The organism is Streptomyces afghaniensis (assembly GCF_044327915.1).
GTDB classification, from domain to species: domain Bacteria; phylum Actinomycetota; class Actinomycetes; order Streptomycetales; family Streptomycetaceae; genus Streptomyces; species Streptomyces afghaniensis.
Genome location: NZ_JBIRGJ010000012.1, coordinates 303925 through 324086, shown reverse-complemented (window position 1 = coordinate 324086; position 20162 = coordinate 303925). Strand labels below are relative to the sequence as shown.

The 20162-nt window shown below is 70.7% G+C and carries 19 protein-coding genes; 14 read left to right on the top strand and 5 right to left on the bottom strand.

Annotated elements, in window-relative coordinates:
* Nucleotides 1-123 precede the first annotated feature (123 nt).
* Nucleotides 124-807, top strand: coding sequence for a TetR/AcrR family transcriptional regulator (locus ACH4G3_RS39825; protein WP_397629034.1), 684 nt, complete (start codon nucleotides 124-126; stop codon nucleotides 805-807).
* Between the two features lie 79 nt (nucleotides 808-886).
* On the opposite strand, the gene glgX is transcribed toward ACH4G3_RS39825, so the two are convergent.
* Nucleotides 887-3139 carry a glycogen debranching protein GlgX gene (glgX, locus tag ACH4G3_RS39820; RefSeq protein WP_397629033.1) on the bottom strand — a complete coding sequence of 751 codons (2253 nt, stop codon included), beginning with the start codon at nucleotides 3137-3139 and terminating at the stop codon, nucleotides 887-889.
* A 186-nt stretch (nucleotides 3140-3325) separates the two neighbouring features.
* Here glgX and ACH4G3_RS39815 point away from each other — a divergent pair, with 186 nt between their 5' ends.
* The 8 genes from ACH4G3_RS39815 (at nucleotide 3326) to ACH4G3_RS39780 (ending at nucleotide 10826) form a co-directional block, all read left to right on the top strand.
* The gene (locus ACH4G3_RS39815) at nucleotides 3326-4570 is read left to right on the top strand and encodes a L,D-transpeptidase (protein WP_354746388.1); all 1245 of its coding nucleotides are present in this window, start codon (nucleotides 3326-3328) and stop codon (nucleotides 4568-4570) included.
* Nucleotides 4571-4731: 161 nt separating this feature from the next.
* Nucleotides 4732-5958 carry a L,D-transpeptidase gene (locus tag ACH4G3_RS39810; RefSeq protein ID WP_397629032.1) on the top strand — a complete coding sequence of 409 codons (1227 nt, stop codon included), beginning with the start codon at nucleotides 4732-4734 and terminating at the stop codon, nucleotides 5956-5958.
* 87 nt (nucleotides 5959-6045) lie between these two features.
* Nucleotides 6046-6813, top strand: a complete 768-nt coding sequence (locus tag ACH4G3_RS39805) for an enoyl-CoA hydratase/isomerase family protein (RefSeq protein ID WP_397629031.1) — start codon at nucleotides 6046-6048, stop codon at nucleotides 6811-6813.
* A 272-nt stretch (nucleotides 6814-7085) separates the two neighbouring features.
* Complete coding sequence (locus ACH4G3_RS39800; protein WP_397629030.1) at nucleotides 7086-7589, top strand: ATP-binding protein; 504 nt, start codon at nucleotides 7086-7088, stop codon at nucleotides 7587-7589.
* Nucleotides 7590-7697: 108 nt separating this feature from the next.
* Complete coding sequence (locus ACH4G3_RS39795) at nucleotides 7698-8876, top strand: YncE family protein (RefSeq protein ID WP_397629029.1); 1179 nt, start codon at nucleotides 7698-7700, stop codon at nucleotides 8874-8876.
* A gap of 93 nt (nucleotides 8877-8969) precedes the next feature.
* Entirely contained in the window at nucleotides 8970-9605 is a 636-nt protein-coding gene (locus ACH4G3_RS39790) for an ADP-ribosyltransferase (protein WP_397629028.1), read from the top strand.
* 45 nt (nucleotides 9606-9650) lie between these two features.
* The gene (locus tag ACH4G3_RS39785; protein WP_397629027.1) at nucleotides 9651-10565 is read left to right on the top strand and encodes a MerR family transcriptional regulator; all 915 of its coding nucleotides are present in this window, start codon (nucleotides 9651-9653) and stop codon (nucleotides 10563-10565) included.
* A gap of 48 nt (nucleotides 10566-10613) precedes the next feature.
* Nucleotides 10614-10826, top strand: coding sequence for an EF-hand domain-containing protein (locus tag ACH4G3_RS39780; protein WP_020271014.1), 213 nt, complete (start codon nucleotides 10614-10616; stop codon nucleotides 10824-10826).
* A gap of 64 nt (nucleotides 10827-10890) precedes the next feature.
* On the opposite strand, the gene ACH4G3_RS39775 is transcribed toward ACH4G3_RS39780, so the two are convergent.
* The gene (locus ACH4G3_RS39775) at nucleotides 10891-11682 is read right to left on the bottom strand and encodes an ABC transporter ATP-binding protein (protein ID WP_397629026.1); all 792 of its coding nucleotides are present in this window, start codon (nucleotides 11680-11682) and stop codon (nucleotides 10891-10893) included.
* A complete protein-coding gene (locus tag ACH4G3_RS39770; protein ID WP_397629025.1) occupies nucleotides 11679-13391 on the bottom strand; it encodes a 2-isopropylmalate synthase in 1713 nt (570 codons plus the stop codon). Before ACH4G3_RS39770 ends, ACH4G3_RS39775 begins: the two co-directional genes overlap by 4 nt.
* Nucleotides 13392-13586: 195 nt before the next feature.
* On the opposite strand from ACH4G3_RS39770, the gene ACH4G3_RS39765 reads away from it, so the two are divergent.
* A complete protein-coding gene (locus ACH4G3_RS39765; RefSeq protein WP_397629024.1) occupies nucleotides 13587-14279 on the top strand; it encodes a FadR/GntR family transcriptional regulator in 693 nt (230 codons plus the stop codon).
* A 78-nt stretch (nucleotides 14280-14357) separates the two neighbouring features.
* Nucleotides 14358-15020 carry an NADPH-dependent F420 reductase gene (locus ACH4G3_RS39760; protein ID WP_397629023.1) on the top strand — a complete coding sequence of 221 codons (663 nt, stop codon included), beginning with the start codon at nucleotides 14358-14360 and terminating at the stop codon, nucleotides 15018-15020.
* 13 nt (nucleotides 15021-15033) lie between these two features.
* Here ACH4G3_RS39760 and ACH4G3_RS39755 read toward each other — a convergent pair whose 3' ends face one another.
* Nucleotides 15034-16239: a cytochrome P450 gene (locus ACH4G3_RS39755; RefSeq protein ID WP_397629022.1), complete on the bottom strand. Its 1206-nt coding sequence runs from the start codon at nucleotides 16237-16239 to the stop codon at nucleotides 15034-15036.
* A 132-nt stretch (nucleotides 16240-16371) separates the two neighbouring features.
* On the opposite strand from ACH4G3_RS39755, the gene ACH4G3_RS39750 reads away from it, so the two are divergent.
* The 3 genes from ACH4G3_RS39750 (at nucleotide 16372) to ACH4G3_RS39740 (ending at nucleotide 19562) form a co-directional block, all read left to right on the top strand.
* Nucleotides 16372-17919: an MFS transporter gene (locus ACH4G3_RS39750; protein WP_397629021.1), complete on the top strand. Its 1548-nt coding sequence runs from the start codon at nucleotides 16372-16374 to the stop codon at nucleotides 17917-17919.
* 114 nt (nucleotides 17920-18033) lie between these two features.
* Nucleotides 18034-18342, top strand: a complete 309-nt coding sequence (locus ACH4G3_RS39745; RefSeq protein WP_397629020.1) for an acyl carrier protein — start codon at nucleotides 18034-18036, stop codon at nucleotides 18340-18342.
* The gene (locus tag ACH4G3_RS39740; RefSeq protein ID WP_397629019.1) at nucleotides 18339-19562 is read left to right on the top strand and encodes a beta-ketoacyl-[acyl-carrier-protein] synthase family protein; all 1224 of its coding nucleotides are present in this window, start codon (nucleotides 18339-18341) and stop codon (nucleotides 19560-19562) included. The genes ACH4G3_RS39745 and ACH4G3_RS39740 overlap by 4 nt, the downstream gene beginning before the upstream one ends.
* 7 nt (nucleotides 19563-19569) lie before the next feature.
* On the opposite strand, the gene ACH4G3_RS39735 is transcribed toward ACH4G3_RS39740, so the two are convergent.
* Entirely contained in the window at nucleotides 19570-20127 is a 558-nt protein-coding gene (locus tag ACH4G3_RS39735) for a glycoside hydrolase family 25 protein (protein ID WP_397629018.1), read from the bottom strand.
* Nucleotides 20128-20162 lie beyond the last annotated feature (35 nt).

Sequence of the window (20162 nt, the reverse complement as noted above, 5' to 3'; positions counted from 1 at the left end):
CCCTGAAGCCACCACCCTGACGTCACCTCAGAAAACGAAGACCATGACTCATAGATGTACCGTGGTATAATTTTTTCATGGCCGGGGGAGCCCGCACAACGACGTGAGAAGGCGAGGAAGCACATGGCCTCTGAACCTGCCCGCCCCCTCGGGCGCAGAGAGCGCAGCAAGCAGCGGGTTCGGGACCGCATCTACACCTCTGCCCTGACCCTCTTCGCGGAGCAGGGGTACGACCGCACCACGATCGACCAGATCGCCGAGCACGCCGACGTGGCCCGGGGTACCTTCTTCAACTACTTCCAGCGCAAGGAAGACCTGGTCACCGCCTGGGCCGAGGCCCGCAAGCGGCGCCTGGAGCTGTGCATGGAAGAGTCGATGAAATCGCGGAACGACGATGTGACGGTGCACCTGGAGAGGTGCATGGCGGCACTGGCGGAGTTCAACGAGTCCGAGCGGGAGATCACCGCCGCCATGCTCCAGGCCTGGGTGAAGGCCGGCCAGCCACTCCTCGAAGAGCCCTACGCGGGCCAGGTCTTCGCCGACATCATCGAAGCGGGGCGCCGGCGCGGGGAGGTCACCTTCGACATCGATCCGATGAGAGTCGGCAACATCCTGCGTGATTCGTACCTGGGCCTGCTCTACCGCTGGTCGCAGAACCCGGACGGGCGGCTGCCGCTCCACATCGAACTGCGCGAGGTCCTCCGGATCGTCCTCACGGGCGTCCTGTCGTACTCCCAGCACGGTCGCGGCACTCCGGCGTCGACGACTCCCGCCGCGACTCCGCTCGCACCGGCGTCGCAGGCGTAGAAACCGGCCAGGGCGCGGACCGGCCCGCCGACCGTCAGGTCGGCGGGCCGCTGTCGCCGGGGTCCGGCGAAACGGTCCCTCAGCCCGTCACCCGCAGCAGCAGCACCGCCCGCGCCGGCATCGTGATCTCCGCCCCCGCCGGGTGCTCCACCCCCGGCGCCCCCTCCTGCTCCTCCAGGCTGGTGTCGACGACGACCTCGTACCGCTCCGCCCACGGCGGCCCCGGCAGCACGAAACTCACCGGCCCCTCGCCCGCGTGCAGGACGGCGAGGAAACTGTCGTCGAGGATCTGGTCTCCGTGCTCGTCCCGCCCCGGGATGTCCCGGCCGGAGAGGTACATGCCCAAGGTGGCGGCCGGCGCGTACCAGTCCTGCTCCGTCATCTCGGTGCCCCGGGACGTGAACCAGGCCAGGTCGCGCAGGCCGTCCGCGGTCTGGGCGCGGCCCGAGAAGAAGGCCCGGCGCCGGAGCACCGGGTGCCGGTGGCGCAGCTCGATCAGCCGGGAGGTCAGCTCGAACAGCGCCTTCCAGCCAGGGTCCTGGAGCAGGCCCCAGTCCACCCAGCTGATCTCGTTGTCCTGGCAGTAGGCGTTGTTGTTGCCGCCCTGCGTACGCCCCAGTTCGTCGCCCGCGACCAGCATCGGCACACCGGTCGACAGCAGCAGCGTGGTCAGCAGGTTCCTGAGCTGCCGCCGCCTGAGCGCGGTGACGCCCTCGTCGTCCGTCTCGCCCTCGGCGCCGCAGTTCCAGGCCCGGTTGTCGTCCGTGCCGTCGCGGTTGCCCTCGCCGTTGGCCTCGTTGTGCTTGCGCTCGTAGCTCACCAGGTCGCGCAGGGTGAAACCGTCGTGCGCGGTGATGAAGTTGACGGACGCGTACGGCCGGCGGCCGCCCCAGGCGTACAGGTCGCTGGAGCCGGACAGGCGGTATCCCATCTCCCGTACGTCCGGCAGCGCGTGCCGCCAGAAATCCCGGACGGCGTTGCGGTACCGGTCGTTCCACTCCGTCCACAGCGGCGGGAACGCCCCCACCTGGTAGCCGCCCGACCCCACGTCCCACGGCTCGGCGATCAGCTTCACCCGGCGCAGCACCGGGTCCTGGGCGATGACCGCCAGGAACGGGGAGAGCATGTCGACGTCGTGCATGGAGCGGGCCAGCGCCGCCGCCAGGTCGAAGCGGAAGCCGTCCACGCCCATCTCCGTCACCCAGTACCGCAGGGAGTCCGTGATGAGCCGCAGCACATGTGGCTGGACCACGTGCAGGGTGTTGCCGCAGCCGGTGTAGTCGGCGTAGCGGCGGGGGTCGTCCTGGAGGCGGTAGTAGCCGCGGTTGTCGATGCCCTTCAGGGACAGCGTCGGCCCCAGCTCACCCGCCTCAGCCGTGTGGTTGTAGACCACGTCGAGGATGACCTCGATCCCGGCCGCGTGCAGGGCGCGCACCATGCGCTTGAACTCGCCGACCTGCTGGCCGGTCGTCCCGGAGGCCGCGTAGGCCGCGTGCGGGGCGAAGTAGCCGATGGAGTTGTAACCCCAGTAGTTCCTCAGGCCCCTGCGCAGCAGATGGTCCTCGTGCGCGAACTGGTGCACCGGCAGCAGCTCCACCGCCGTCACGCCCAGCTTCACCAGGTGCTCGATCGCCGCCGGGTGCGCGAGACCGGCGTAGGTGCCGCGCAGCTCCTCGGGTATGCCCGGGTGCAGCCGGGTGAAGCCCCTGACGTGCAGCTCGTAGATCACCGAGTCCGCCCAGGGCGTCTTCGGGCGGCGGTCGTCCGCCCAGTCGTCGTCATCGTGGACGACGACTCCCTTGGGGACGTACGGCGCCGAGTCCCGGTCGTCGCGCACGGTGTCGGCGACGTGCTGCTGCGGCCAGTCGCGCACGTGCCCGTACACCTCCGGTGGCAGCGTGAAGTCGCCGTCCACGGCACGGGCGTACGGGTCGAGGAGCAGCTTCGCCGGGTTCCAGCGGGCGCCGGTCCACGGGTCCCAGCGGCCGTGCACCCGGTAGCCGTAGCGCTGCCCGGGCAGTACGCCCGGCACGAAGCCGTGCCAGATCTCGTGGGTCAGTTCGGCGAGCCGGACCCGCGACTCCTTGCCCCGCTCGTCGAAGAGGCACAGCTCGACCCCTTCGGCACCGCCCGCCCACAGGGCGAAGTTGGTTCCCGCCACCCCGTCCGGGCCGACCCGGTACCGGGCGCCCAGCGGCGTCGGCGCGCCCGGCCGGGCGGGCACCGCGGGCGGCGGCGCGGCCTGCCGCGCGCCGTTCACGGCGGCGGCCTGGCGCCCGTTCCCGGTGGCCTGATGACCGGCCACCGCCTCCTGCTCGGCTGCGCTGGACACCTGTCAGCCTCCCGCGGCTCGTGGGACGACGGGGGACAGAGGGGTGCGGCTCTGCTGCGGCCCGGGTCGCGGCTCCCCTGCGCGTCGTCCTCCCCACTGTTCTGCCCAGAGGGTGGGTCGCACTCACGTTTCCCCGGGGGCGGGCATGGTCGTTTCCCGGGGACGCGGCCGGTCGTTGGGCACCTCGTGAGGCACGTACAAGGGCGCGCGCGGCGCGCGAGGGCCGCGCTGGCCGCCGTAGTGACATGGGCAGGGCTCCTGACCGGGGCCACCGGCTGTACCTCGGACGACGCGGGCGGGATCGCCGGGGCGTTCGGCGCGCCCCCGGCGCCCGAGGACGTCATCCGGGTCTCGCCCGACGACGGCAGCAGGGGTGTGCGCCCCGGGAAGAAGCTGCGGGTGCGTGTGCCCGACGGCAGGCTGGAGTCGGTGAAGGTCGTCCGGTCGCAGGACGCCCAGGAGTCCCCGGTGCCCGGGCACCTCTCCGCCGACGGACTGACCTGGGAGCCCGACGAGAAGCGGCTCGCGCTGGCCGCCAAGTACACGGTCGACGCGGTGGCCGTGGACGGCGACGGACGCCGCTCCGCCCGGCACACCACGTTCACGACGTACGTCCCGGAGGAACGCTTCATCGGCTACGTCAGCCCGGAGAACCGGGCCACGGTGGGCACCGGCATGATCGTCTCGCTGGAGTTCAACCGGGAGATCGCCCACCGCGCAGCCGTCGAACGCGCGGTGCGGGTCACCGCCCGCCCCGCCGTCGAGATCCGCCCGCACTGGTTCGGCCGGACCCGCCTCGACTTCCGCCCCGAGCACTACTGGAAACCCGGCACCCAGGTCACCGTCGACCTGCGCCTGCGGGACGTCGAGGGGGCGCCCGGGGTCTACGGCCTCCAGCACAAGACGTTCTCCTTCACCGTCGGCCGCAGCCAGGTCTCCGTGGTCGACGCCGCCCGGCACACCATGGAGGTGCGGCGCGACGGCGAGGTGCTCGCCACCGTGCCGGTCACGGCCGGGGCTCCCAAGAACACCACGTACAACGGCAAGATGGTGGTGACCGAGATGCTCGACGTCACCCGGATGAACGGCGCGACGGTCGGCTTCAAGAAGCGCGACGGCAAGGGCGAGTACGACATCCCGGACGTCCCGCACGCCATGCGCCTGACCGACTCCGGCACCTTCCTGCACGGCAACTACTGGGCCCACCACTCCGTCTTCGGACGGACCAACGTCAGTCACGGCTGTGTCGGACTGCGCGATGTGAAGGGCGGCGGTTCGGACACCCCGGCCGGCTGGTTCTTCGACCGCAGCCTCATCGGGGACGTCGTCGAGGTGGTCCACAGCAACGACAAGAAGGTCGCTCCCGACAACGGGCTCGGAGGCTGGAACATGGGCTGGAACGCATGGAAAGCGGGCAGTGCGGTGAAGTAACCCGACAGGGGGGCGAGCTGCTTCAACTTTCCGTGGAAGTTGGGACTGAACAGTGACAATCGCAGGCCGCCGGGGCCCGGAGCCTTGTGGTTAATATTCGCCGGTGCGCGGGGGACGCGCAGGGGTGCGGGCCTGACCAGGCCCTGGGAGGGGAGAACAACTTGAACGGGCGACCGATATCGGGGGCGTCGGCCCGCGGCAGGCACGGACTGCTCGCACTGATACTGGGAGTGCTGCTGCTCGCCGTCACGGCGTGCGGCGGCGGGGGGACCGGCTCCGGTTCCGGCGGGGGCGCCGGCAAGGACGCGGACGCCGCGCAGAGCAAGCAGTCCGAGGCCGTCGTCGGCATCACCCCCGAGGACGGCGCCAAGTCCGTCGACACCAGCGGGGCGCTGAAGGTGACCGCGGCCAAGGGCAAGCTGACCGAGGTCGTCGTCAAGGACGCCAAGGGCAAGAAGGTCGACGGCGAGATATCCGGAGACGGCGCCACCTGGACGCCGTCCACCCACCTGGCCGCCGCCACCAAGTACACGGTCCACGCGGTCGCCAAGGACTCCGAGGGCCGCACGGCAGCGGAGGACGCGGGCTTCACGACCCTGACGCCGAAGAACACCTTCATCGGCACCTTCACCCCCGAGGACGGCTCCAAGGTCGGCGTGGGCATGCCGTTCTCCATCCGCTTCAGCAGGGGCATCACCAACCCGGACGACGTCGAGAAGGCCATCCGCATCAGGACGGAACCGGCCGTGGACGTCGAGGGCCACTGGTTCGGCAACGACCGGCTCGACTTCCGCCCCGAGAAGTACTGGAAGCCCGGCACCAAGGTGACCGTCGACCTCGGCCTCGACGGCGTCCAGGGCCGCCCCGGCGTCTACGGCGAGCAGGACAAGAAGGTCGAGTTCACCATCGGCCGCAACCAGGTCTCCGTCGTCGACGCCAAGAAGCTCACGATGAAGGTCATGCGCGACGGCAAGGTCATCAAGACGATCCCCGTCACCACCGGCAAGCCCGGCATGGAGACCTGGAACGGCCAGATGGTCATCAGCGAGATGCTCACGGTGACCCGGATGAACGGCGAGACCGTCGGCTACGGCGGCGAGTACGACATCAAGGACGTCCCGCACGCCGTGCGCCTCACCACCTCCGGCACCTTCCTGCACGGCAACTACTGGGCGGGCGGCGCCTTCGGCAACTACAACGCCAGCCACGGCTGCATCGGCCTGCGCGACGTGCGCGGCGGCTGGGACAAGAAGGTGCCGGCCGCGTGGTTCTTCAACCACTCGATGGTCGGCGACGTGGTGGTCGTCAAGAACTCCGAGGACCGGATCGTCGACCCGGACAACGGGCTCAACGGCTGGAACATGTCGTGGGAGAAGTGGAAGAAGTGACCCCGGCCTGACGGCCCTGACGACGAGGCCCTGGTGTGACGGACCGCACCAGGGCCTTCGTCGTTAGTCCCCGTTAACCTGCTGCCTATGACCGTCTCTCTCGAAGTCGCTGAAGGCGTCGGCACGCTCCGTCTCGACCGCCCGCCCATGAACGCGCTGGACATCGCCACGCAGGACCGGCTGAAGGAACTCGCCGAGGAGGCCGCGCGCCGCGAGGACGTGCGGGCCGTGGTGGTCTACGGCGGCGAGAAGGTGTTCGCGGCCGGCGCGGACATCAAGGAGATGCAGGCGATGGACCACACCGCGATGGTCCTGCGCGCCCGCGCTCTGCAGGACTCGTTCACGGCGGTGGCCCGGATCCCCAAGCCGGTCGTCGCGGCCGTGACCGGCTACGCGCTCGGCGGCGGCTGTGAACTCGCGCTGTGCGCGGACTTCCGCATCGCCGGCGAGAACGCCAAGCTCGGCCAGCCGGAGATCCTGCTCGGCCTGATCCCCGGCGCGGGCGGCACCCAGCGCCTGGCCCGCCTGGTCGGCCCCTCCAAGGCCAAGGACCTCATCTTCACCGGCCGGATGGTGAAGGCCGACGAGGCGAAGGAGATCGGCCTGGTCGACCGGGTCGTGCCCGCCGAGGAGGTGTACACGCAGGCGCACGCCTGGGCCGCGAAGCTGGCGCAGGGCCCGGCGCTCGCGCTGCGCGCCGCCAAGGAGGCGATCGACACGGGCCTGGAGACGGACCTCGACACGGGTCTGGCGATCGAACGGAACTGGTTCGCGGGCCTGTTCGCCACCGAGGACCGCGAGCGCGGCATGCGCAGCTTCGTGGAGGAGGGGCCGGGCAAGGCGAAGTTCCTCTGATCCCCCTCCTGGGGCTTGCAATTGACGCGGCGTCTGATCCGCGTCCCCCGATGGGGCGGTTCATGCCGGCCTTGAGGCAGCCTTGAGCGTGTCCGGTCGCGTCTCTGCGTCGGTTGCCGCGAAACGGGACGTCGGCGCAGGTCACAGGGCCGTGAGTGATTTCGAATCGCCTCTGGCATATGCCATCGGCTCGCCGGTCCGTACCCCGTTCCCGGGGGCGTTTTCCCCCGGAACGGCCCCCAAGGCCGCTCCGGGCGGCCATGATGGGGGGCATGGCGGGGCTGGAGGGTATGGAACAGCCGCGGGGACACGCACATGCGGCCGCGGCGCGCTGGTCGCCGACCGTCGAGGACGAACACGCGCTGAAGGCGCTGGAGTTGTACGGCGATCCGACGGAGGCAGAGGTTTCACTGCCGTCCCGCCCCGAGTCCGCGGCCACCGCCAGACGACTGACCCAGGTCGTGGTCCTGCGCCACTGGGGGCTCACCCCCAAGATCACCGAGGACGCGGTCCTGCTCGTCTCCGAGCTGGTGGGCAACGCCGTACGCCACACCGGCGCCCGGGTCTTCGGGCTGAGTCTGCACCGGCGCCGCGGCTGGATCCGTGTCGAGGTCCGTGACCCGTCCCGTGGGCTGCCCTGTCTGATGCCGGTCCAGGAGCTGGACATCAGCGGCCGGGGCCTGTTCCTCGTCGACAAGCTGGCCGACCGCTGGGGGGTCGATCTGCTGCCCCGGGGCAAGACCACGTGGTTCGAGATGCGGGTCAACGACCGCTGAGGACCGCCACCGGCCGGGCGCGACGAGTGGTGTGACCTGCGACAGCTCGCCTGGCCGCCGATCGGGCGAATCACCGGTTTCCCCGCGAGGCGGACCTTAAATGGTGCAATGCACCGCCACCTTGTCAAGAGCGCCCTCGTCGTGGGCGCCGCCCTCGCCTGTCTCGCCGCCTGCGGCACGCAGGGCGGGGAACGGACCCCCGAGGCACGCGGCACCAAGGCCGCCGTGCCCGCGCCGCGCGAGAAGAAGCCCGTTCAGGGGCTGCCCGGGATGCCGCCCGTCCTGGACCCCGAGGACGTGTACGCGGCCGACCGCCCGAACAAACTGTCGCCCGTGGTCAAGGACTTCCCGTCCCGGGTCTACGTCCCCAACACTGAGTCCGACACGGTCTCCGTCATCGACCCGAAGACGTACGAGATCATCGAGACGATCCCCGTGGGCCGGCAGCCCCAGCACGTCGTCCCCTCCTGGGACCTGAAGACGCTCTGGGTCAACAACAACCGCGGCCACACCCTCACCCCGATCGACCCGAAGACCGGCAAGGCGGGCAAGGAGGTCGAGGTCCACGACCCGTACAACCTCTACTTCACGCCCAACGGCAAGTACGCCGTCGTCATGGCCTCCCTCGACCGCGAACTGGTCTTCCGCGACCCGCACACCATGGCGGTCAGGAAGACCGTCCCGGTCTCCTGCTACGGCGTCAACCACGCCGACTTCTCCCTCGACGGCCGCTACTTCATCGTCTCCTGCGAGTTCAGCGGCGAACTGCTCAAGGTCGACACCGAGAAGATGAAGGTCGTCGGACAGCAGCGGCTGCCGTTCGAGGGCGCCATGCCGCAGGACGTGAAGATCTCACCCGACGGCAAGAGGTTCTACATCGCCGACATGATGGCCCACGGCATGTGGGTCCTGGACGGCGACAAGTTCACCGAGCCCACCCTGATGCCCACCGGCAAGGGCTGCCACGGCCTGTACGTCAGCCGGGACTCGCGGGAGATGTACGTGTCCAACCGCGGCGAGGGCACGATCTCCGTCTTCGACTTCACGCAGGGCAAGCTGACCAAGAAGTGGCAGCTGCCCGACGGCGGCAGCCCCGACATGGGCGGTGTCTCCGCCGACGGCAAGGTGCTGTGGCTGTCCGGCCGCTACGACGGCGAGGTGTACGCCGTCGACACCCGCACCGGCACCCAGCTCGCCCGCATCCCGGTCGGCAGCGGCCCGCACGGCCTCGCGGTCTACCCGCAGCCCGGCCGCTACTCGCTCGGCCACACGGGCATCTTCCGGTGACGGTCATCGGCCGTCCACCGAGGGGCAGTTGACACGCCCCTGATCGGGTGAGGGTCCCCGGCCCGGCGCCGCGGACCCGCGATCGTACCCCTCGTGATCACCACCAGCATGCGGCGGCGCACCGCTGCCGCCGCCCTCTGTCTCGCGACCGTCCTCACCACCACGGCCGCCACGCCCGGCCAGGCTCCCGCGGCTGCCACTGCCTCCGCGACAACGGCCGCCACGGCCGCCGCCCCCGGTCCGGCCGCCTGTCCCGTCCAGTTCCACGACAAGACCAAGGCCGCCGCCGACCGCCGGGTCCAGGTCGCCCGCATCACTCCCGACCCGTCCTGGCGCACCGGCTGCGGCACCCTCTACCGCGCCGACGGCCGCGGCCCGTCCGTCGTCTTCGAGCAGGGCTTCTACCCCAAGGACGTGGTGAACGGCCAGTACGACCTGGAGAAGTACGTCCTGGTCAACCAGCCCTCCCCGTATGTGTCGACCACGTACGACCACGACCTGTTCAAGAAGTGGAAGTCCGCCTTCAACTACTACGTCGACGCCCCCGGCGGGATCGACGTCAACAAGACGATCGGCGACACCCACAAGTGGGCCGACCAGCAGGAGGTCGCCTTCCCCGGCGGCATCGCCCGCGAGTACATCGTCGGCGTCTGCCCGGTCGACAAGCGGACCAGGACCGAGATCATGAGCGAGTGCGAGAGCAACCCGCACTACGAGCCCTGGCACTGAGCGGGGCTTGAGTCTCCACCCGCTGGAAGGCCCAGACTCGCGGACATGACCGACGACGGCACCGGACTGCTCACCATCGGCGAACTGGCCCGGGTCACCGGACTGACCGTGCGCACCATCAGGTACTGGTCCGACGAGGGAGCGCTGCCCCCGGTGACCCGGTCCGCGGGCGGTTACCGGCTGTACGACGCCGCGTCCGTGGCCCGTCTGGAGCTGATCCGGACCCTGCGCGAACTCGGCCTCGGGCTGGCGGACGTCCGCCGGGTGCTGGCCGGGGAGACGACCGTCGCGCGGGTGGCCGCGGCGCACGTGGTGGCGCTCGACGCGCAGATCCGGTCGCTCAAGGTGACCCGTGCGGTGCTGTCGACAGTGGCGAAACGTGGTTCCGGCGCGGAGGAGATGACGCTTGTGAACAGACTGGCACGGCTGTCGGCGGCCGAACGGCGACGCATCGTGGAGGAGTTCGTGGACGAGGTGTTCGACGGGCTGGACACGGCGGACCCGGTGATCCGTGAACGCATGCGGAACACCGCCGCCGACCTGCCCGAGGAACCGGCACCCGAGCAGGTGGACGCCTGGCTGGAGCTGGCCGAGATGCTCCAGGACCCGGACTTCAGGGCCGAGATGCGCAAGGTCGCCGAGTTCAACGCGGCCGACCGCGGTCATGACGCGCCCGCCGGGGCCTCCCTGTGGTTCTCCCGGCGGCTCGTACAACTGGGTGCCCGGGCCCGTGAGCGCGGTATCGCCCCCGACTCGGCGGAGGCCGCGGAGGTGCTGGGCGAGCTGCTGGGCGATGCCGATCCCGCCGCCGTGCTGGACCGGCTGCGGTCGCACGCCACCAACCGGGTCGCCCGCTACCGTGAGTTGCTCGCCGTCGTGAAGGGAACCGGGCCCGGGGCGGCGTACCGCGAGGAGTTCGCCTGGGTGGTCGCCGCGCTGGAGGCACGTACGGCCAGTTAATCTGACCTGCGTCAGCAAGACCCAGAACACGAGAGTAGGGGCGGACCGGTGGCGGACATCGAGGAAGCACGCAAGCAGTTCGAGCGGATCGATACGGACGGTGACGGATTCATCACCGCTGCCGAGTTCAAGACCGCCCTGGCCCGCTCCGGCGACTGGAACGTCACCGAGTCGGTCGCCGAGGTCGTCATCAAGACCCGCGACCTCGACGGCGACAAGAAGCTGAGCTTCGACGAGTTCTGGGCCTACCTGAACAAGTGACGGCGGCGCTCAGGTGCCGCGCGGTGTGGGGCCCGGTCCGTCCGCGGACGGACCGGGCCCCTCGTCATGCCCGCCGAGCCGTGCGTACGCTCCAGCGGCCGTCGTGCCGCTCCAGGGCCAGCGGCAGGTCGAAGCACTTGCCGAGCTGGTCGGCGGTCAGCACCCCGGCGACCGGGCCGCCCGCCAGCGGACGCCCCTCGCGCAGCAGCAGGGCGTGCGTGGTGTGCGCCGGCAGCTCCTCCAGGTGGTGGGTGACCAGGACCGTCGCCAGGCGCGGATGCTCTCGGCGCAGCTCCCCGAGCGCCTCGATCAGCTGCTCCCGGCCCGGCAGGTCCAGGCCGGTGGCCGGCTCGTCCAGGAGGAGCAGCCGGGGCTCCGGCATGAGGGCCCGGGCGATCAGGGCCCGGCCGCGCTGCCCCTGGGACAGCGTCGGCCAGCGCGCCTCACGGTGCCCGGCCAGCCCCAGCGTCCGGATCAGCCGCTCCGCCCGCTCCCGCTGCTCCGGCGCCGGACGCCACCGGGGCAGCGGCTCCACCGAGTTGGTCAGGCCAGTCAGGACGACGTCCCGTACCCGCAGCGGAGAGGTGAGCGGATGCCGCGGGTCGACGTGCCCGACGTGCGCGCGCAGCTCCCGCAGGTCGACCCGGCCCAGCCGGTGGCCCAGCACCTCCACGGACCCCCGGGTCGGGTGGAGATGCGCGCCGAGCAGGCCGAGCAGGGTCGACTTGCCCGCGCCGTTCGCGCCGAGCAGTGCCCAGTGCTCACCGGCCCGGACGGTCAGCGACACCTCCGCCAGGATCGGCCGGCCGTCGCGTACGACGTGGACGTCCTCGGCGCGCAGGACGACCGGCGTCACCGCAGCGCCCTGTTCACCGCGGACAGCACCGCCTTGACGGAGGCGCCCAGGGCCGAGGAGTCCCGGCCCGCGCCCCAGCACGTCCTGCCCCCGGCACGGCACTCGGCGAAGGCGTCCGTGCCCCCGTCGCCGGCCTGCTCGCAGAAGTCGAGCACGTCGACGCCGATGCCGGCGCCGGCCAGCGCGTCGACGAACGCGGAGACCGGACCGCCGCCGGTGCCCTCGTAGTCGCCGGTGCGGTCGCCGGTGCGCAGCGTGCACACGAAGCGATGGCCGCCGGCCTCGTCCGGGTGCACGGACCAGGCCTCCAGCGCCACCTCCCCGTCCTCCACCAGGTACGTCGCCCGGAACAGCGCGTACAGCTCCTTCGCCGTCATCTCCCGCCCGCTGTCGTCCGTCGCCTCCTGCACGGCCCGGGAGAAGTCCGGCCGCATGCGCGCGGGCAGGTCGACGCCGTGCCGGGTGCGCAGCAGATAGGCCGTGCCGCCCTTGCCCGACTGCGAGTTCACGCGGATCACCGCCTCGTAGGAGCGGCCCACGTCCGCCGGGTCGATCGGCAGGTACGGCACCGACCAGGGCGCCTCGCGCTCCGGCACCTCCAGCTCCCGGGCCCGCTCGGCGTGCCGGGCCAGGCCCTTGCTGATCGCGTCCTGGTGGGTGCCCGAGAAGGCGGTGTGGACGAGCTCCCCGGCGTACGGGTGGCGCGGGTGCACGGGCAGCCGGTTGCAGTGCTCGACCGTCTCCCTGACGCTGTCGATGTCCCGGAAGTCGATCATCGGGTCGACGCCCTGGGCGTACAGATTGAGCGCCAGGGTCACCAGGTCGACGTTGCCGGTGCGTTCCCCGTTGCCGAACAGGCAGCCCTCGACGCGCTGGGCACCGGCCAGCACGGCCAGTTCGGCACAGGCGACGCCGGTGCCGCGGTCGTTGTGCGGGTGCACGGAGAGGATCACGCTGTCGCGCCGGGACAGGTGGCGGTGGATGTACTCGACCTGGTCGGCGTAGACGTTCGGTGTCGCGATCTCGACGGTCGCCGGAAGGTTGTGGGTGACCGGCCGGTCCGGGCTCGCGTCCCACAGCCCGGTCAGCCCGTCGCACAGTTCCAGGACGAAGTCGGGCTCGGTCAGGTTGAAGGTCTCCGGAGAGAACTGGAAGCGGACGTACGAGGCCCGGTCCGCCCGGCGGGCCATGTGCTCGGCGGCCTCCCGCACGGTCCGCCACACCTCGGCCCGGTCCCGCCCCAGGACGACGTCCCGCCACACCGGCGAGGTCGCGATGTACAGATGCACGACGGCCCTCGGCAGCCCCTCGATCGCCTCGAAGGTGCGGTCGATCAGGTCCCGGCGGGCCGGGGTGAACACGACCGGCGTGACATCGTCCGGTACGGCACCGGAGGTCGCCAGGTGCCGTACGAAGTCGAAGTCCGTGCGGCTCGCCGACGGGTAGCCGACCTCGATCTCCTTGAAGCCCATGCCGGTCAGCAGGTCGAAGAAGCGGCGTTTGCGGGGCGTGTCCATCGGTTCGGCGAGGGCCTGGTTGCCGTCGCGCAGGTCGACGGGGACCCAGAGCGGAGCGCGCTCGATCCGGGCGGCGGGCCAGTCGCGGTCCGCGGCGGGCACGTGCACGCGCTCCTGGAAGGGACGGTAGCGGTGGAAGGGCATGGGGCCCGGGCGCTGGGGGTTCCAGACCGGGGCAGGGGTGGTGGTCATCGTCGGCTGTGGCCTTCCGGCTCGGTCGTACGGTGACCGGCAGCACGGCGCCCCGCGGCGGGGTGCCGGTCGCGTCAGGCCCCGCCGCGGCAGCCGAGAAGAAGACCGCGGAAGATCATGCGCAGTACGCTATCCACCACTCAGGTCCTCAGACAAGTGGAAACCTCCCACTCCTCAGACAAGTTGGTGAACCGCATGCCGCTGTCCGCCGTCCGCCCCAGCCCTCTGGTCGAACAGGCCGCCGCCCGGCTGCGCGAGCAGATCGCCGACGGCGCCTGGCCGGTCGGCACCCGGCTGCCCGGTGAGACGACGCTGGCGAAGGAGCTGGGCGTGGGCCGCTCCACCGTCCGCGAGGCGCTGCGCGCGCTCGCCGGAGCCGGGCTCGTCCGGCCCCGCCAGGGCGCCGGCGTCTTCGTCATCGCGACCGAGCCGGTCGAGGACTGGCCCACCCGTCTGCGCCGGGCCGCCGTGACCGACGTCTACGAGGTCCGGATGGCGGTCGAGGTGCACGCGGCCCGGCTCGCCGCGCGCCGCCGCACCCCCGAGGACGTCACGGCGCTCCGGGCGGCGCTGGAGGGCCGCCGAGCCGCCGGTGCGGCCGACGACGCCGCCTTCGTCGACGCGGACATCGCCTTCCACGCGGCCGTGATCGCCGCCGCCCACAACCCGGTGCTCGCCGACCTGTTCGCCGAGTTCAGCCCCGTCCTGCGCGAGGGCCTGATCGAGCTGCTGTCCCTGACCGGCCTGCGCGCCGACGACCCGGACACCGGCGACGAGGCGCACGAGGCACTCGTCCGGGCGGTGGCCGATGGGGACGCGGAGGGGGCGGCGGAGGTGCTGCGGGCGGAACTGGAGGACCCGTTCGCACCTTCCCGGAAGCCGGAATAGCTCCTGCGCCCCGCAGGTTGACCCTGATCACGAAGCTGGCCAGGAACTCCTGACCCCCTGGAAGGGCGAGGCGAGGACATGAAGATCGGCATCATCGGAGCGGGCAACATCGGCGGCAATCTGACCCGGCGGCTCACCGCCCTCGGTCACGACGTGTACGTGGCCAATTCCCGCGGCCCGCACACGCTCACGGCCCTCGCGGAGGAGACCGGCGCGACACCCGTGACGGTCGAGGAGGCACCGCGGGGCGCCGAGATCGTCGTCGTCACGATTCCGCTGAAGGCGGTCCCGGACCTGCCGTCCGGCCTGTTCGGCGAGGCGGCCGACGGCGTCGCGGTCATCGACACCGGCAACTACTACCCCCGCCAGCGGGACGGCAGGATCGCCGCGATCGAGGACGAGGGCCTCACCGAGAGCCGCTGGACACAGCGGCAGCTCGGCCACCCCGTCATCAAGGCCTTCAACGGCACGTACGCCCAGGACATCCTGGACCGCCCGCTGCCGGCCGGCGACCCCGACCGCATCGCGCTGCCGGTGGCCGGCGACGACGAGGCGGCCAAGCGCAAGGTACGCGACCTGATCGACGAACTCGGCTTCGACACCGTCGACGCCGGCGGCCTCGACGACTCCTGGCGCCAGCAGCCCGGCACCCCGGTCTACGGCCTGCGCGGCGGCGTCGAGGCGGTCGGCAAGGCCCTGACGGAGGCGTCCCGCGAACGCACCCCGGAGTTCAGCGGCTAGAGCGTGATTGTTTTCAGGAGGCGCTGAGGCGCACGCGCAGGCTCTGGACGCTTCTGGCGACTCGAGCGGGACTGTAGAGAATCCGGGGCTCGACCAGCCGAGGACTGTGGGTGAGCAAGTGCCTCAGCGCTGCGGTGGCTTCGAGACGGGCCAGCGCAGCGCCGAGGCAGTAGTGGGTGCCCAGACCGAAGGCGATATGCCGTGTCCGCCTGTCGAAGCGCAGCAGGTGCGGTTGGGGGAAGGCGCGTGGGTCCCGATTGGCCGCGCCGAGGAGTACGGAGACGACGGTGCCGCGGGGAACGGGAGTGCCGGCGATGTCGGCGTCGACCAGGGCGCTGCGGGGAGCGAGTTGAATGGGTGGGTCGTAGCGGAGGAGTTCCTCCACCGCCGCCGTTGCCGCCTTCTCCGAGGGGCCGGTGGCGGCAAGCTGTGCCAGCTGGTCGCGGTGCCGGAGGAGAGCGTGCATGCCGTTGGCGATCAGGCCGACGGTCGTCTCGTATCCGGCTGCGACGAGTTGGGCACAGGTGGCCACCGTCTCCGCACGGGCCGTGGGATCCGCAGGGCCGCGGGCCATGGCGCGCAGGAGTCCCGTGCCGACCGGATGCCGTAGTGCGACGTTGATGTCCCGCGCCAGGCTGACTCGCGCCCGCGCGATGCGTTCACGGGTTTCGGCGTCGATCAGCTGGGGTGGGTCCATGGCTCGGATAAGGAGCGCGGCTGCCTGGGCGAACCGGTCGCGGAGGTGTTCCGGTACGCCGATCAGGTCGGCGATCACTGTCGCGGACAGCGGCCGCGCGACATCGGCGACGATGTCCGCTTCGCCTGCCTGTGCCGCCGCGCGGACGAGGGTCGCCGTCAACTCGTTGATCTTTACGCGCAGACGGAGGACTTCACGCGCGGTGAAGGCTCGTCGTACGCGAGCGCGTTGGCACGTGTGGCCGGGCGGGTCGGTCAGCAGGAACGTACGGGCGGGCACACCGTAGTTGGTCTGCTCCTGAGCCGTCTGCGCTCCGTGCCCGAAACGCGGATCACGCAGGACCGCCATGGCCTCGAAATAGCCCAGAACCACCACATCCCCCGACCGGGTCCGGTGAACAGGACCGCTCGTGCGGCGTACCTGCTCGAAAAAGCGATACGGGTCTTGCACGAACTCCTCGGTGCTCACGTCGAAGGGAAACTGCCTCATCAGGACATCGACAAGAGTTTCGGATGCGTCCATTCAGGTGTCCTCGCGTTGTTATGCATTTCAAAGACACCGGAAAATCCATTCTCCGATGCCCCGTACACGCTCTGGTAGATAGTGCACATGCGCGGTGAACACGGAACGGATATTTCCCTTTTTCACGCGGCTGTGGGAAAGACGCGAAGACGCTGGGCCGGCGCCGGGGCACTCTGCTGCGGGCTGTTCCTGCTGGGCATGGACCTCACCGTGCTCAACGTCGCCATCCCCGACCTGCAGAGGGCCCTCGGCTCCTCGGCCCGGCAGACGCAGTGGATCGTCGACGCCTACGCCCTGGTCCTGGGTGGCCTGGTGCTGACGGCAGGGAGCGTCACCGACAGGATCGGCCGCAGACGTGCCTTCCTCAGCGGCTTGACGGTATGCGGACTTGCCTCCTTGGCCGGTGCGGTGGCCTCCGCACCGTGGCAGCTGATCACGGCGCGCGGTGCCATGGGCGCGGGCGCCGCGCTGATCATGCCGGCGACGCTCTCGCTGATCACGCAGCTCTTTCCGGAACCGGGCCTTCGGCACCGGGCCATCTCGTTGTGGGCCGCGGTCGGCGGGGTGGGTGGTGCCCTGGGGCCGGTGATCGGTGGCTGGATGGTGAGCCGGCATTCATGGCGGGCGGTGTTCTGGCTGAACATTCCCCTCGCCGCAGCGGTCATCGTGCTGTCGCTCCTGCTGGTCCCCGCACCGAGACCTTCCCGCACTGAGCGCGTCGATCTGCCGGGGACCGTGCTGTCCGCCACCGGATTGCTGGCGTTGGTCTGGGCGATCATCGAAGGCCCCGGCCGGGGATGGACCAGCCCGTCGGTCCTCGCGGTCTTCGCCGTCGCCGCCGCTGCGCTGGCGGCGTTCGGCTGGTGGCTGCGACGGGCTGCGGCGCCCATGGTGCCCCGGCATGTGATGCGGCGTCCGGTCACCATCGCGGCAGCGGCACTCGCCATGATGTCGTTCGGCATGTTCGGTGCGCTCTTCGTGATCTCCCTGTACCTCCAGGGAGTGCTGGGCTGCACCCCCTGGCAGGCCGGCGTGCGCACCCTGCCGATGCCTGCCGCTCTGATCGCCGGGGCGGTGCTGGCGGCCGTGCTCACGAACCGGCTGCCCCACAAGTTCCTGATGGTGAGCGGCCTGCTGGTCGTCGCCGGCTCTTTCCTGCTGCTGGCCGGCACTACGGCGCAATCCGGGTACCCGCACCTGGCCCTCGTCCAGGTCATCGCGGGTATGGGGGCGGGGGTGACGGCCGCATCCGGTACGGCCGCCGTCATGGACAGCGTGGGTGAGTCCCACGCCGCCGTCGGATCCGCCGTCAACGACGCCGCCCGCCAGGTCGGTGCCACACTGGGCGTCGCTGTCCAGGGCTCTGTCCTGGCCACCGCCTACACGCACAAGATGCGTGACGCGCTCGCCCACACGGGACTGACCAAGGTGCCGTCCGCCGCAACCGACAGTGTCGCCGCCGCTGCCCTGGCCGGCAGGCATGCCGACCCTGCCGTGAGAAGTCACCTGCTGACCGCGGCGACGGACGCGTTCGTCGCGGGTCTGAACCGCAGCGCTTGGGTGGCAGCCGCTGTCGCCCTCACGGCTGCGGCGGCCGCGTGGCGATGCCTGCCGCACCGCCCCGCCCTGTCTCCACCCCCGCACCTCAGCGTGCGCACCGAACCGGGTGCCTCGCGATAGACCACACCGGGCATTTCTTCCGACACGCACTCTCGCTTCAACAGCCGCCGTGCCGTGAGTGCGATTTGCTGGGCCGGTCGAACGGACTTTCCTTCCATCACTCCGGAGTGATCCTTGGCTGAACAGCTGTTCGTTGACGCCATCATTCGTCTCATCGTCCGCCATTTCGAGATGGACCCCGGTCAGGTGACCGCCGACAGCAAGTTGCAGCCCCTCGGTCTGGACTCGATCGCCCTGGCTGAACTTCTCGTCGTGGTGGAAGAGGAGACCGGCATCGACGTCCCCCTTACCAGTGAAGCCATGCCGGCAGGCCCCGAAGTCACCGTGGCACAGGTGGCCGACTACGTCGCCCGGTTCGCCGACGAGTCCGCTCTCGCCGTGCTGAAGATCCTGGCCACCGTGCCTGAGGAAGCAGACGTGTGAGCGGATCCCGGACCGTCGTCACCGGCATCGGACTGGCCACCGCGGGCGGTGTCGGAGCCGACGCAACCTGGCGACGGCTGTGCGAGGGGAGACCGACGGCGACCACTGACGACCGGCTCGCCGGCCTGCCGGTGGACTTCAGCTGCCGGGTCCCGGACGACGACCTCGCCGCCGCTCTGGGGCGCGGTCTGCGCTGGCGCACCGACCGCTTCATCCACCTGGCCGTCGCCGCCGCACGGGAAGCCGTCCGGGACTCCGGCCTGGAGCCCACGGACTGGGAAGGTGACCGAGTCGGTGTCGTCATCGGGGTGGGCAGCAGCAGCCGCGACACCGACCTGCGCGTTGCCGCGTGCATGACCTCAGGTCAGTATCAGAAGATCTCGCCGACCACGGTCCCGCGGGCCTTGCCCAACATGGCCGCCGGTGAGATCGCGGCAGATCTGGGCGCGAAAGGGCCGGGCCTCGGCGTCAGCACCGCCTGTGCCTCCGGCGCGACCGCCATCGGCATCGGAAGGCAGCTCCTGCAGAGCGGCATGTGCGACATCGCCGTGGTCGGCGGCGCGGAGAGTGCCTGCGGCCCACTGTCCAGCATGAGCTTCTGGCGGCTGGGCGCGTTGTCGACCCGCTGCCATGATCCGCTGGGCGCCTCGCGGCCCTTCGACGCGGAACGAGACGGGTTCGTCCTGGCAGAAGGCGCCGGCGTCCTCGTACTCGAGCGCGCGGAACACGCCCGTGCCCGCAGGGTCAGGCCGAAAGCCGTCCTGTCCGGATTCGGGGCCACCAGCGATGCCCACCACTCCACCACTCCCCACCCGGAGGGGGAGGGAGCCGTACGCGCGGTGCACGACGCGCTGCGGCAGGCCGATCTGGCGCCCGCCGACATCGACCACGTCAACGCCCATGCCACGTCGACGCCACTGAACGACCGCATGGAAGCCGCGGTGCTGCACCGCGTCTTCGCCCAGCCGCCGCTCGTCACCGCCACCAAGAGCATCCTCGGCCACTCGCTGGGCGCCGCAGGCGCCGTCGAAGCCGCCGTGTGCGTCCTGACCCTCCACCACCAGACCGTTCACCCAGTCGCCAACCTCGACGTCCCCGAAGCCGGCATCGACCTCGACATCGTCACCAAGGTCGCCCGGCCCTGCCGGATCGACACGGCCCTGAGCACATCGTTCGGCTTCGGCGGACACAATGCCGCCCTCGTCTTCCAGACCCCCTGACAGGCGATCAGGCGTCCTCCGCCCACTTCCGCAGTGCCGCCTTGCTCGCGAAGTCGGCCACGTTCTTGTCCAGCGGGTCGTCCGTGTACTGGTGGAAGCGCCACTTCGCCTTGATGCGGGGCTTGCCCGCGCTGACATAGTCGGCGATCCACAGGCCGTCGCCCGCGTAGGAGGTGGTGTCGATGTTGAGCCAGAAGTTGCGGTTGGCGTAGAGAACGACCTGGTTGTTCGGCCGGAGATCCTTCAGCTTCCGGATGAACAGGTCCTTCTCCGCGTTGCTCGCGTGCGTCCCGTCGCTGGTCGTCTCCCAGTCGACGGCGAGGATGTCGCCCGGCCGGTCCGGGGCCTTGGCGAGGAAGTACTCGGCCTGGGCGGTGAGGTTGCCGGGCCACAGGAAGTGGTAGAAGCCGACGACCAGACCGGCGTCGCGGGCCCGCTTCGTCTGGGCGGCGAGTCTGGGGTTGACGTAGGAACGACCCTCTGTCGCCTTGACGAAGACGAAGGACAGGCCGTCGGTGTCGTAGGAGGAGGACTGGTAGGCGCTCACGTCGATGCCGCGCAGCATGGGGGGCTCCCTGAAGTGCTGGTGGGGGAAGGGGA